Source organism: Anabaena azotica FACHB-119, assembly GCF_014697625.1.
Taxonomy (GTDB): Bacteria; Cyanobacteriota; Cyanobacteriia; order Cyanobacteriales; family Nostocaceae; genus Trichormus; species Trichormus azoticus_A.
The window spans coordinates 116,838-128,712 of record NZ_JACJSG010000020.1; the positions used below are offsets into that span (position 1 = coordinate 116,838).

Annotated in this window: 15 protein-coding genes and 1 pseudogene; 5 read left to right on the forward strand and 11 right to left on the reverse strand. The window is 40.1% G+C overall.

The features are described from left to right. Window positions 1-333 precede the first annotated feature (333 nt). Window positions 334-663: a hypothetical protein gene (locus tag H6G83_RS16165; protein ID WP_190474070.1), complete on the reverse strand. Its 330-nt coding sequence runs from the start codon at window positions 661-663 to the stop codon at window positions 334-336. 167 nt (window positions 664-830) lie between these two features. Between H6G83_RS16165 and H6G83_RS16170 the strand changes: the two genes are divergently transcribed. Then, entirely contained in the window at window positions 831-998 is a 168-nt protein-coding gene (locus H6G83_RS16170; protein ID WP_190474071.1) for a hypothetical protein, read from the forward strand. Window positions 999-1,006: 8 nt separating this feature from the next. Here H6G83_RS16170 and H6G83_RS16175 read toward each other — a convergent pair whose 3' ends face one another. The 9 genes from H6G83_RS16175 to H6G83_RS16215 form a co-directional block, all read right to left on the reverse strand. Next, window positions 1,007-2,050, reverse strand: coding sequence for a hypothetical protein (locus tag H6G83_RS16175; protein ID WP_190474074.1), 1,044 nt, complete (start codon window positions 2,048-2,050; stop codon window positions 1,007-1,009). Between the two features lie 33 nt (window positions 2,051-2,083). Further along, window positions 2,084-2,440, reverse strand: a complete 357-nt coding sequence (locus H6G83_RS16180; protein WP_190474075.1) for a hypothetical protein — start codon at window positions 2,438-2,440, stop codon at window positions 2,084-2,086. A 148-nt stretch (window positions 2,441-2,588) separates the two neighbouring features. Then, window positions 2,589-2,909: a RebB family R body protein gene (locus H6G83_RS16185; RefSeq protein ID WP_190474078.1), complete on the reverse strand. Its 321-nt coding sequence runs from the start codon at window positions 2,907-2,909 to the stop codon at window positions 2,589-2,591. Window positions 2,910-3,013: 104 nt separating this feature from the next. Then, complete coding sequence (locus H6G83_RS16190) at window positions 3,014-3,331, reverse strand: RebB family R body protein (RefSeq protein WP_190474080.1); 318 nt, start codon at window positions 3,329-3,331, stop codon at window positions 3,014-3,016. A gap of 104 nt (window positions 3,332-3,435) precedes the next feature. Then, window positions 3,436-3,741 (reverse strand): RebB family R body protein, encoded by a 306-nt coding sequence (locus H6G83_RS16195; RefSeq protein WP_190474081.1) that lies wholly within the window; start codon window positions 3,739-3,741, stop codon window positions 3,436-3,438. Between the two features lie 147 nt (window positions 3,742-3,888). Beyond that, window positions 3,889-4,290, reverse strand: a complete 402-nt coding sequence (locus H6G83_RS16200) for a RebB family R body protein (protein WP_190474083.1) — start codon at window positions 4,288-4,290, stop codon at window positions 3,889-3,891. A gap of 508 nt (window positions 4,291-4,798) precedes the next feature. Further along, complete coding sequence (locus tag H6G83_RS16205) at window positions 4,799-5,155, reverse strand: RebB family R body protein (RefSeq protein WP_190474086.1); 357 nt, start codon at window positions 5,153-5,155, stop codon at window positions 4,799-4,801. Between the two features lie 148 nt (window positions 5,156-5,303). Continuing rightward, a complete protein-coding gene (locus H6G83_RS35370; protein ID WP_190474088.1) occupies window positions 5,304-7,073 on the reverse strand; it encodes a tetratricopeptide repeat protein in 1,770 nt (589 codons plus the stop codon). Continuing rightward, a complete protein-coding gene (locus H6G83_RS16215; RefSeq protein WP_199328459.1) occupies window positions 7,013-7,852 on the reverse strand; it encodes an RNA polymerase sigma factor in 840 nt (279 codons plus the stop codon). Before H6G83_RS16215 ends, H6G83_RS35370 begins: the two co-directional genes overlap by 61 nt. Window positions 7,853-8,768: 916 nt before the next feature. Here H6G83_RS16215 and H6G83_RS16220 point away from each other — a divergent pair. The 4 genes from H6G83_RS16220 to H6G83_RS16235 all read left to right on the forward strand — a co-directional run bounded on the left by H6G83_RS16220 (window position 8,769) and on the right by H6G83_RS16235 (window position 11,609). Then, window positions 8,769-9,437, forward strand: coding sequence for a slr1658 superfamily regulator (locus tag H6G83_RS16220; protein ID WP_199328460.1), 669 nt, complete (start codon window positions 8,769-8,771; stop codon window positions 9,435-9,437). Between the two features lie 55 nt (window positions 9,438-9,492). After that, window positions 9,493-9,837, forward strand: a complete 345-nt coding sequence (locus tag H6G83_RS16225) for a slr1659 superfamily regulator (protein WP_190474090.1) — start codon at window positions 9,493-9,495, stop codon at window positions 9,835-9,837. Window positions 9,838-9,952: 115 nt separating this feature from the next. Beyond that, window positions 9,953-10,858, forward strand: a complete 906-nt coding sequence (locus H6G83_RS16230; protein WP_190474092.1) for a sensor histidine kinase — start codon at window positions 9,953-9,955, stop codon at window positions 10,856-10,858. Between the two features lie 73 nt (window positions 10,859-10,931). After that, a complete protein-coding gene (locus tag H6G83_RS16235; protein ID WP_190474094.1) occupies window positions 10,932-11,609 on the forward strand; it encodes a response regulator transcription factor in 678 nt (225 codons plus the stop codon). 80 nt (window positions 11,610-11,689) lie between these two features. Here the strand turns inward: H6G83_RS16235 and H6G83_RS34985 are convergent. Next, window positions 11,690-11,875: pseudogene (locus tag H6G83_RS34985) on the reverse strand (RNA-guided endonuclease TnpB family protein); the annotation flags it as partial.

Consider the following 11,875-nt stretch of genomic DNA (forward strand, 5'->3'; position numbering starts at 1 on the left):
TTCAGGGATTGTTTCTTCCCACGTCCTTTAGACGTTTCCCCACCCCAATTTGTGAATTTTTCGAGTTACAGACAAATTTTCTCCCCAAAAATTCCCCTTCAACGCCTACACCGCTTGTTATTATTGCCTTTCAGCCCTTGCAAAATCTTCTCAATTTCCCCACGCACTGGATACAATAGCTAAAGCGATCGTTCTTTTCCCATAAAAAGGCGATCGCCTTCTCGTCAAGAAAAAGCGATCGCACTCCTGTAAATAAATCAAATCAAAAACGATTACACCACAAGATCGGCAATGGCACTAATTCTTGTAGTGCGTCATACTCAATCCTTATTTCTAGGGATTTTTCGTGATCGTGACATTGCCATTGTTGTACACTATTCTACCAGTGGTATTAAAATCGAAGTTGTGATTTTTGGCGTACCCACCAATGTCCCCGTTTACTTCCAACGTTATAGTCCTGTTGAGCGATGCATCGATTAATGCCTTGTGACAATCATGTCCCTGATCTGTACATGGCCATGCGTTCATTCTTAGGTTTAAATTTCCTGCTTGATTTCTTTCATCATTTAACATCACTTTTTCCGCGTGGATTTTCTTTGTCGGCTGATAACTTCTCTTCACTCCACCACTATCTTTTAATACATCAAGTTGTATGTTAGTCATTCAACTCTATCCTTTTTTCTTTGTTGTTGTGTGCAACCTGGCATATACTCTGTAGATAGTCTTACATAAGTAGTGATAACAGTTGGTGTAATCTACTTTGTACAAGGACAAGAAAAGCGAAAATCACTACTTGTTTACCACTATCAACTGAGAAAGTATGTTACGCTTTGACTAACCCACCCTATAAGTTAGGCGATCGCACTTATGGTTTTCGGGAACAAGAGTGTGTGAGGTTGCAGGGTGAGTCTAAAGAATTGTGGTCAGCACCAGAGGCGTTAGTATTCAAGACGGTTGCTATAGTTCTTCAGGATGAGCCACACTCTTACCTGTCATAGCATTGTTTTTATCTACTTTTGCTCCTGCTCTTACGAGGACTGCTCGGTTTTGTTTTTTCATTAACTACTGTCTCTTTCGCCTGTGTTGAGATTTGTGGTCTTTTAACCGGGATTTCATCTATGCCGCTTGTGATATCCTGCGTGCTAAAAGTATTGATTTCTTGCAATACTTGTTCTACTATCTGCAAGTGGCACTTTATCAACGTTAATTTACTCCCGATTAGGGTATCATAATTCCTGGTTATCAAGTCCGCCAACCAATTCAGAACCGTGGGGGTTACATTTATCAAGATAATCGATGCGATAGCACTCCCGTATCCCACATAGTTCACTGTCTGTGCCCAGGACGGATGATTATAGGGTGTCTGGTCTAATCTCCAACCTGTTGAGCCGACGTTCCCAACATTGCTCATTGTGGGGGTAGTGCTTGGGCTTGTTGCCGCTGTATCTGACCCGTCCGTGATTGGCAACATCGTGCTATTTTCCATCAGAGATCCTGTGGTCGTTGTCTCCTGTGGGGTTGCTGTCTCTCCGACTCCTTGTATTGGCATTAGCTGGACATTTCCGAGAACAGAACCTGCTGGCGTTCCCATATAAATCGCTAATCCCACCACCTGCTGGGCGACTGAGTTCGCAACCTCTGCTGCTGTCCCAATGAACGATGCAGTTGTCCTCATCATAGAAGCAGGTATCTTTTTCCATCTGCTTATTGTTTCTTGTTCAATTTCCGATCTCAACTTTTTTATGCTCTCCCAATTCTCTTTTAGTGCATAAGAATGCGCTGAATATCGCAATCCCCTCTGTTCCTGACCCCTCTCATACGATTCCTCAGATTCCTTTAACAGCAGTCCAATCAAATCATCTATTAACGTCTTTGTACGATCGTCAGACCATGCATTAGTTGGAACAAAATACATCAATTCTGCCGACTTTTGCTTAATCTTCAATATACTAGATATCTTATGATTATACGCACCTGTAGTATTGCTAATTAAAGGTTCATTCTCTCTCTGGTTGGTGTCCGACTGACTCTCTACATCTCTACTTTGCATACGCTTTCTTATCCTTCCCTCTTGCCCGTCTCTTTAACGTGATTTTGATTTATCTATCGAGCTACAGATGTCTACATATCTATTGTGGACATCTTCCCTCACAGTTATTGCCTGATTCAATGTTGCATTATAGGCAACTACACCTCTTGCAATTGACTGGGTTTTAAGAGCTATTAATGCAGGAATTAATTTGACTTGTCCTTTTTCCAAAATATTTTTTATCAGAAGGTAAGCCGTTTTCGCTTCAACCACTCCTATCAGCACCATCGGTACTGTTTGTGTTATGGCTGATGTCGCTGCTATCTTCCCTGCATTCGTATTATCTTCTGCCGCTTTTTTGGCTTGAGTTACACCTAATCTGGCAGCAGCAATCGGATCATTAATTGACATAGAAAAATTATTTCTTGTTCATAGTCAGGGTTGCTGTAATCTGCAAACTAATAACCATCAGTTCTAACTAGTCAGTAGTCAGAGGTAAAAAACCCAATGACTACGACTAACAAATAACTACTGAGAACTAACCTCTACTGGAGGTCTTCTAAAATTTACTTGCAGCCCTAACATCTGCTATTTGTTGAGCCACATCATTGCTAGTATCCAATTTGGCGATAGCAAGCGCGTGCATCGGACTCAAGTCAGATACTTTATTTACAGCTTTCGCAGTAGCGGTCATTGCCAATTGATACATTGCCTGTTGGTTGGCAAGGGCATTTTGTTGAGCTAGATTGGTGTTGGTAATTAAATTGGCGTATGCCAGATTGGAAAGCATTGCGGGTTGTTCCGCTACGCTTTTAGCATTAGCAATGGCAATTGATTCCCGAATATCATCAGGTAGAGAAGAAGTTGGATCGGTCGCCATAAGTTATCCTGTTAATTTGGTGGTGAAAATAATTTGGGGTTTGATTTTGTAAAGAAACATCTTTACTGTTGAGGTGACTTATTCAATAGTCTTAAAGTCACCTATCACTTCCCCGCCGCCTTGAGATCTGCTATTTGTTGAGCTACATCATTGCTAGTATCTAATTTGGCGATCGCCAGGGCTTCCATCGGACTCAAGTCAGATACTTTATTTACAGCTTTCGCAGTAGCGGTCATTGCCAATTGATACATTGCCTGTTGGTTGGCAAGGGCATTTTGTTGAGCTAGATTGGTGTTGGTAATTAAATTCGCAAAAGCCAGGTTGGAAAGCATTGCAGGCTGTTCCGCTACGCTTTTTGCATTAGCAATGGCTATAGATTCCCGAATATCATCAGGTAGAGAAGAAGTTGGATCGGTGGCCATAAGTCATCCTGTTAATTTGGTGGGGAAAATAATTTGGGGGTTGAGTTTGTCAAAAAACATCTTTACTGTTGATGTGACTTATTCAATAGCTTGAAAATCACCTATCACTTCCCCGCAACCTTGAGATCTGCTATTTGTTGAGCCACATCATTGCTAGTATCTAATTTGGTGATTGCCAGGGCTTCCACCGGACTCAAGTCAGATATTTTATTCACTGCTTTAGCAGTAACCGTCACAGACATTTGATACATCGCCTGTTGGTTGGCGAGAGCATTTTGTTGAGCTAGATTGGTGTTGGTAACTAAATTCGCAAAAGCTAGGTTGGAAAGCATTGCGGGCTGTTCCGCCACACTTTTTGCATTAGCAATAGCGATAGATTCCCGAATATCATTGGGTAATCCTGATGGCATAATTTATCCTGTTTGCTTCTAACTAAAATTAAGGAAAACTGCATCGCAGTAACTTAACAATTTTCGTTGTTTATACTGCTCAAATAAGCGGCTATACTAAGGAGTATTGGGAATGAATTTAATACTCTCCTCGTCGTTGTTTGCGGCTTATTCCTCTTCTTCTATCTCTTCACCTTCTTCACTATTGTTGTCTCTGTTAGCAGCTTTGAGATCAGCTATTTGTTGAGCCACATCATTACTTGTATCTAGTTTGGCGATCGCAAGACCTTCCGTCGGACTCAAGTCAGATACTTTATTCACTGCTTTAGCAATAGCGGTAATAGCCAATTGATACATTGCCTGTTGGTTAGTAAGGGCATTTTGTTGAGACAAGTTATGATTGGTCATCAAATTGGCAAAATTCAGATTGGACAGCATTGCAGGCTGTTCTGCTACGCTTTTGGCATTAGCAATGGCAATTGATTCCCGAATATCCTTGGGTAAAGCATCATTTGACTTATTTGGATCATTACCTGAGCTTGGATTTGGGGTTGAGGCAGCATTTGTCATGATTAGACTCCTTGTTAGTTTGAACTATGAATATAAACTATCTGAAGTTTTAAACCTTCAAATAAATTTAGATTCAATCTTTAAGACAAAAAAGAGATTTTAGCCGTAATTGCGGCGATGAAGCTTACAATCCCTTTATTTCGGTTTGTCTTTAATAGCTTGCAGGACTTCTATATTATCAGATAGTACCTGATTAATATATTTAGCATCCATCTTCGATGAAATAATATTTTTCTAGGCTTTAGATTAGCAATTGAATTAATAATCTTGGCAGTAATTACAAGATTTCCTTGATTCAATAAATGTTGAATAGTCAATATATTTTACTGTGATAAATTAACAGCCATTGCTAAATTGACATAAGTAATATTAGATAAATTACAGCTTTTTTGTCAATAGTTTGAACATAGCTTTTGGCAATTAATTGTTTAATCACTTTAGGTAGTGATGGCATAAAATTTTTAGAATTTAGATTACTAAATTCCTTGCCAATAAGCTATAGTCATGATCAAGATTGTTCATCAGCAATAGGATGATTGACTTTATTAATTGTCGGCTCCATTTGTTTAAAAATTTGTACTAAGTTCTGCATAAGTTTTTGGTAAAGATCGAGTTGGTCTTTTGCATGAGGATCGGTAGGATCGATACTCATGATAACTTCTACACATTTACCAATCGTGGCCATCTCCAGTTGAAATAAGGCATTTTGTTTATTAACAGCATTTTGCTGTGCTAAATTTACATTTGCAATTTCAGTTGACATTGCCAGGTTGGTCAGAATTGCCTGCTGCTCTCCGATTACCTGAGCATTTGAAATAGCAATAGCTTCAACAATATTTCCAGACAAACCAGCATCAGTGGACATAATGAATTTCCTTTGTGGTAAGTTTCTGTATCATTATCAAGTGGATTAAGTGGTTTTTTCTCCACATCTTTGATTTATTAGACGTTTCCCCACCCCAATTTGTGAATTTTTTGAGTTAGATGCAAATTTTCTCCCCAAAAATTCCTATTCAACGCCTACAACCCTTCCTCCTCTTACCTTTCAGCCCTTGCAAACTCTTCTCAACTTCCCCACGAGCCGGATATAACAACTGCTTACTCACAGCACTCTCATAAGCCTGTATCGCTCTTAACCTATCCCCCAACCCCGCTAAAACTCTTCCTAACCAGTAATCAGCCATAGCTGGGTTAAACGCTTTCAACTCCTGACATCCCTCACCAGCCACTTCCCACCATCGTTTACTTGCATTAACATCCTTTAGCACAAGGTAACTCTCCCCCAGCCACACAGCCGCAGGTACAGATTGCAGATAACCCCCTGTTGGTAAAAGCTTCCATCCTTTCTCCAACACCTCCACCGCTTCCCGATGTCTAAGAGCCAAAGCCAACACCCGCCCATGACGCAACCAAGCATCAGCTAATTGGGGCTGTAGTTTTGTTCCCTGTTCGGAAACACTACACCCGCGTTCAAACTCTGGAAAATGTTCCACCAATACCCGCCCCACCGTCGCCCATACACTCCAGCGTTCAGGAAACCGCTTCAGCATCTCCTCCACTATAAAAGCAAGAGTCGTCTTACTCCCCTCTCCTCTTACTCCCCTCTCCTCGTAGGAGAGGGGTCGGGGGTGAGGTTCAATCTTACTCCCCTCTCCTCTTACTCCCCTCTCCTCGTAGGAGAGGGGTCGGGGGTGAGGTTCAATCTTACTCCCCTCTCCTCTTACTCCCTTCTCTGCGTAGGATAGGGGTAAGGGGTGAGATTCAAGCGGTAAAATTTCACACAAAGCCCGATAAATTTCCCCATCATGGGGATATAATTGATAAGCTTTCATCATCATCTCCACCGCCTGCTGATATTCCCCGGTGTGGAACAAACACCTTCCGTAGTAATACCAACCATAAGGCTGTTGAGGGTGTGCGGCGGTAAACTCTGCTAACACCTTTACACCTTGCGCCCAATCACCACGGAGAATATGATAATATGCGAGTGATTTGTGCGCTTCAGCACTGTGAGGAGCTTGTCCTAGTAAAGAGGTAATCATCTTTTTAGTCAGCTTCCCCTCTTCACCAGATACCCATCTCATCTGACAACGCTGGTCTATTTGTCGTTGCAGCACCCGAAAATCATCTCCAGCTATAGCTATAAGCTTGTTCAACCGTTCTCTAGCTGCGGGAATGTCCCCCACCGCCATCAGCGCATCATAGCTGTAAATCAAGGCTACAACGTCCTCTGGGGTAATGGATAAAACCTGCTCTACGGCGTTGAGAGTAGCAAGAGGATTTTCTCTCCCCTGATGTACCTGTGCTAAAGCCAGCCAGTGAACTACTTTCTCAGGTTCTAAAGCAGCTGCTAAATTAAAGGCGATAATTGCCTGTTGATTTTCTCCTCTACAAACGGCAATCAATCCTTTGATATGATTCTGAGTAGCTTGATTTTCCGACAACAATAAGGCTGGTTCGTATACTTCTAAAGCCTCTTGTTCTAGTCCCATGAGTTGCAAGATTTTCCCCAATTGCAACCGCACATCAATTAATTGCGGTTGTCGCGCCATGACTTGCCGATATTCTGTAACTGCTTGTTGCCAATTTCCCATTTCATAAAGCAAATCAGCTAGTTCTAATCTTTTTTTCCATCCTTGGGGATATTTCTGAACATACTTACTCAAGGTGATGAGTTTCTGTTGTTGTCTTGCTGGCTTGTCTGCCAAAACCAAGTGAGCATTTAGTTCCACTCCAGAGAATTGAGTGAACTGTACCAATGAGGTGTTAAATTTTCCAGACATATTACTGTTAATTTATAGTTAATTTCTGACTGCTGATGTTTTGTTGGTATTGATGAGTCACAATTACAAATTTCTGCACCGCCCTGAGCTTGTCTTTCGTGTAGCGTCTCATAAGGAAGTGTTTCATCAACTTGAAACTTTTCCTCCATCTGATTTACCTTTTTTAAAGATGGAGAGCAGGAATCAATATAAGTATTATCTTCACCTGCTAAATATTTCTGTAACTGCTTTTGTAGAATCTTTCTCGCCTCCTGAATGCGTCGGCGAACATTAGCTTCAGAAATGGCGAGTTGTTTGGCTATATCTGGATATGATTTCTCTTGGCAGCAGTGTAAAATAAAAGGATAGCGTAGTCTCTCAGGTAAAGATTCAATTCTGTGGCGGAGGTATACCCGCATCTCTAAAGCCAAAATATTGTTTTCAGGTATTTCTTTCCCACAAGTAAATGCAGGATTATCTGCTATTTTAATATCATCAATATTTTCAATTTCTGGGGCTTCTCGTTGGCGTTTCCTATGCACATCCATGCAGTAATTATAAATAATTCGCGCTAACCATGCTTTAGGATATGTGATTTTAGTTGCAGATTTTGTCCATCCATGCCAAGCTTTGAGCATTGCTTGATTTAGTGCATCTTCGGCATCATGAGAATTACCTCCCATCCAGTTAAGGCAACATTTGTAAAAATAATCTTGAGATGATTCCCATATTTGCCAAAATTCCCGACAATTATTTTCTGATAGAGATTGGTTTTGGTTTGGCTTGGGTAATAAATTCATATTTTCTCGGCTTGATAGGCATAACAAAATTTTTGCTTCTGGGTTGGGTGGTATAGATTATTGATTGTGGAACATTTCAGATATGAGTGATGTTGTCTTGTGAAAAATACTGGAAATCATGGATATATGTAATGTCTGTTTAATGCTAATTAGCTATCCTAAGTCAAAATTACTAAACTGCAAAACAGCAGATCGTTTATGATAATAAAAACAATAAACTGACTATAAAAAATAGGTTTATTTATCTATAATTTACAGCAATAATCAGGATGTAACGCTGTTTTATGCCTGAGTTTTCAGTTTAATTTTATACATCATTTACCTAAAATTTGCTATAACTTATTAGATATCTTCTTAAAGGTTATTTGAAAAGTGGTTAGCTGTGATTTTCAGCACTTGCTGACCCCCCTAAGCCACCTTTTTTAGGTTGGAAAATGAATCAAATTTCCGCTCTTAAAGGTGGATTTAGGGTTATCTAACAATATCTGATACATCATTAAGGACTTTTCTAAACTCCTCTTAGAGATTAACGAATTAGTCCTATTGCACACATCTACTAAATGTCACTTTTTTATAGTTACATTTAAAACATGACAAATGTCATTATCTGGATTATGACATTTGTCATAGGAGATTTTAGATGCTTTTGATGTTGTGATAATTCTATTGATTTTACGACAATAAATTTTAAAATTTGTCTAATTTACGCTAATATTTCATTAAGACAAAAGCATAGACTGAAGAGAAGAACATAATAATTGCTTGGTAATACTAATGTTCATTAGATGATTGGTTCAGTTCAACCAATTTAACGATGCAACCTATTACAAATTGACATAATCTATAATAATCATTTGTATTCACTATAAGTTGTGAAAGCAAAATCCAATATTTAAACAGCAATTATTTATAATTAATGAGAAATAATAATCAACAAGGACAACAGACAGATACAAACAGTCCACAATCTTACCCATCTATGGATGAAATATTGGGCGAATTTCCTGAAAGTCTACCCAGTAATGAGGAATGCCTGCTTTTGGGATTTTCACCTAGCTTGCTTCCTCTCAATCAACGGTGGCGCAGTAATGGCTTGTCAGCTGATTTTTTAGCAGATTACTTGATGTGCTTCTTGAGGGCAGAGAAAGATGGTATTGAGGCGATCGCACAACACCCACAACAGGCGATCGCTAAACCAGCAGAAATACACAGTGCTATTAGCTACATTGCCAATGAGTTGCTAGAAAATGCCATGAAATTTAATGATTACAATTCTTCACACCCTATCAGTATCCAACTGCAACTGTATCGAGATAAACTAATTTTTCTTGTCACTAACAGTATCAAACCACATACCTTAGAGAAATTCAAGACCTTTATTCAAGAAATACTCATCTCAGATCCTCGTGAAATGCTGCTGCGTCGTTTAGAGAAGAATGCCCAAGAAGAACACCTCGAAAGTTCTGGCATTGGGATTCTATGTATAATGAGTGACTATCCAGCAAAAATCGGTTGGAAGTTTACAAAGATTCCAGAAAATTCTGAAGTTATAAATGTTACTACAATAGTACAGTTAATGCTTTAAACTAACAGTACAAATACTGAAGCTATTATAATCCTACTGATGAGGTTTTTAGACGATGGAGCTAAAAGGAGAACAATACAGTGTATGCTATAATACAGCAACTAACACAATTAGTTGTCAAGGAACTTTAAGGTTAAAGGAACTGGAGGAATATGCCCCCTTAATACAGATGCTGAATGATGTTCTTGCTCAAAAGCCAGCCGTCTTAACGCTGGATTTGCGAGATTTGAAATTTCTGAATAGTTCTGGATTTACTGTACTGTCAAAATTTGTCCTTAAGGTGCGCCAAGAAGAAACTATTAGGCTGGAGATCCAAGCAGCTAAGAGTATTCCCTGGCATCAAAGATCCTTAAAGAATTTACAACGCTTGATGCCGAATTTAGAGCTACTATTTGAGTGAGTAAAAATATAGCGGGTTTCGTCTGAGTGAGTTAGAGTATTTCATCATCAAACACATAGGGGAGGATTTTTTCAGTGGTCGAGTTTATTGCATTTAGAAGAGAAACGCTATATGTATGCAAAACAAAGATTACCACGATAGCTATATTCGAGAACTGGCAGCACTGAGATTACAGCTAGAACAAAGCCACCAGACTATAGCTGCTTTAAACCAGGAAAAAGCAGACTTAGAAATCTTGCTGGAAGCTACAATGGAACACGCTGTAGTGATAGAATACGAGTTACAAAAAGCAGAGGATGAGCTTTACCGTGCCTTGGCACAGGAACGGGAACTAAACCAGCGCATTGAAAATTTAGCAACTTTAGAGGAACGTCATCGCATTGCTCGTGATATTCATGATTCTCTGGGTCATCTGCTGGTGGGACTGAATGTGCAAACGGAGACAGCTTTGGCACTGTGGAAAGATGACCCAGAAAGAGCCTATAAATTTTTGACTAAAGCCAAACAAATGGGTTCTCAAGCTCTAGAAGCAACACGCCAATCCGTTGCTGATATGCGAGCTGATCCACTCCAAGGTCAAATGTTAGAAGATGCGATCGCCTCCCTCACTCAAGAATTTTATCGCACCACTGGCATCAAACCAACTTGCGAAATTTGCCTCTCCAGTCACCTCTCCCATCGAGTCAGCATTGTTCTGTATCGAATTGTGCAGGAAGGACTGACCAATATTTGCAAATATGCCAATGCTAGTGCCGTCACTATTCAAATTCAACCCACAGACACAGGTTTATCTCTGACATTAGCAGATAACGGTAATGGCTTTCAAGTTAATGCCAATCGCTCTGGTTTTGGACTCCTGGGGATGCGAGAACGAATTACAAGTTTAGGGGGGCATTTGGAAATCAATAGTCAACTGGGTGCTGGTTGCTATATTAGAGCATCTCTACCACTAGAAATTAAAAATTTATTTGGCAGCAAACCAACAAATCATTACCAGATGCAGAAAAATACCCACCGGTGATGACCGGAATAGAAGTAAGCCATAGTACCTATCATGGTTACGGGGGATAGATTACGGTTAATTTTTAACTACTATGATTCGGTTGCTATTAGTCGAAGATCAAGAAGTTGTCAGGGAAGGTTTAAAAGCTTTACTAGAAATTAAACCAGACTTAGAGGTAGTAGCAGAAGCTAGCAACGGACAACAGGCATTAGAACAGGTCGAATTATTGCATACCCAGAATTTGTTACCAGATGTCATTTTAATGGATATCCGTATGCCCATCATGGATGGTGTGACAGCAACTCAACTCATCTGCCAAAAATTTCCCTGTATAAAAATTCTCATATTCACTACTTTTAATGATGGTAAGTACGTGGCTGAGGCATTGCGTTTTGGGGCAAAAGGCTATTTACTCAAAGATACACCCTCGCAAGAACTAGCAGAGGTAATACGCTCTATTTATCGGGGGTACAGTCAATTTAGTCCAGGGGTTTTGGAAAAGATAGTCGCCAACGTACCCACAAGCCAAATACCACAAACCAGCCATTTACCTTCAGGATTCGATAAACTCAGCCCCAGAGAACGACAAGTGCTGCGAATGATTGCCAATGGTGCTAGTAATCGGGAAATTTCTCAGACACTAAGTCTTTCCGATGGAACAGTGAGAAACCATATTTCTCATATTCTCACAAAGTTGAATTTGCGCGATCGCACCCAAGCATCGATTGTTGCTAATTCTTTCGTCTCTTGGTTAGAAATAGAATTGTGACTTGCAAGACGGAGTAGATATAACTGGCTACTTCTCCCTTGGTGGCGTAGCAATACCTCGCTTAATTGACACTCTCCGCCCTATAAGTGCGGAGATTCTTCATTCATAGACCCAACTTGCTCACACAAGATTTCTCCAGCATGAGTAGAGGTCGAATCTCCTGAAGCGTTCGGATCATAGATCCAGGTTCCTACGTGACCCGTAGTACCCAAGGCTAGTTTCAGAATGTTAATCGCTGCGTTCCAATCTCTATCCATCACAAATCC

Bases quoted from the DNA above. Each gene is read 5' to 3' on its own strand.
- H6G83_RS16230 (WP_190474092.1), top strand. From the start codon at position 9,953: ATGCAAAACAAAGATTACCACGATAGCTATATTCGAGAACTGGCAGCA.
- H6G83_RS16195 (WP_190474081.1), bottom strand. From the start codon at position 3,741: ATGCCATCAGGATTACCCAATGATATTCGGGAATCTATCGCTATTGCT.
- H6G83_RS16220 (WP_199328460.1), top strand. From the start codon at position 8,769: ATGAGAAATAATAATCAACAAGGACAACAGACAGATACAAACAGTCCA.
- H6G83_RS16175 (WP_190474074.1), bottom strand. From the start codon at position 2,050: ATGCAAAGTAGAGATGTAGAGAGTCAGTCGGACACCAACCAGAGAGAG.
- H6G83_RS16165 (WP_190474070.1), bottom strand. From the start codon at position 663: ATGACTAACATACAACTTGATGTATTAAAAGATAGTGGTGGAGTGAAG.
- H6G83_RS16190 (WP_190474080.1), bottom strand. From the start codon at position 3,331: ATGGCCACCGATCCAACTTCTTCTCTACCTGATGATATTCGGGAATCT.
- H6G83_RS16180 (WP_190474075.1), bottom strand. From the start codon at position 2,440: ATGTCAATTAATGATCCGATTGCTGCTGCCAGATTAGGTGTAACTCAA.
- H6G83_RS16185 (WP_190474078.1), bottom strand. From the start codon at position 2,909: ATGGCGACCGATCCAACTTCTTCTCTACCTGATGATATTCGGGAATCA.
- H6G83_RS16200 (WP_190474083.1), bottom strand. From the start codon at position 4,290: ATGACAAATGCTGCCTCAACCCCAAATCCAAGCTCAGGTAATGATCCA.
- H6G83_RS16215 (WP_199328459.1), bottom strand. From the start codon at position 7,852: ATGAATTTATTACCCAAGCCAAACCAAAACCAATCTCTATCAGAAAAT.
- H6G83_RS16225 (WP_190474090.1), top strand. From the start codon at position 9,493: ATGGAGCTAAAAGGAGAACAATACAGTGTATGCTATAATACAGCAACT.
- H6G83_RS35370 (WP_190474088.1), bottom strand. From the start codon at position 7,073: ATGTCTGGAAAATTTAACACCTCATTGGTACAGTTCACTCAATTCTCT.
- H6G83_RS16235 (WP_190474094.1), top strand. From the start codon at position 10,932: ATGATTCGGTTGCTATTAGTCGAAGATCAAGAAGTTGTCAGGGAAGGT.
- H6G83_RS16205 (WP_190474086.1), bottom strand. From the start codon at position 5,155: ATGTCCACTGATGCTGGTTTGTCTGGAAATATTGTTGAAGCTATTGCT.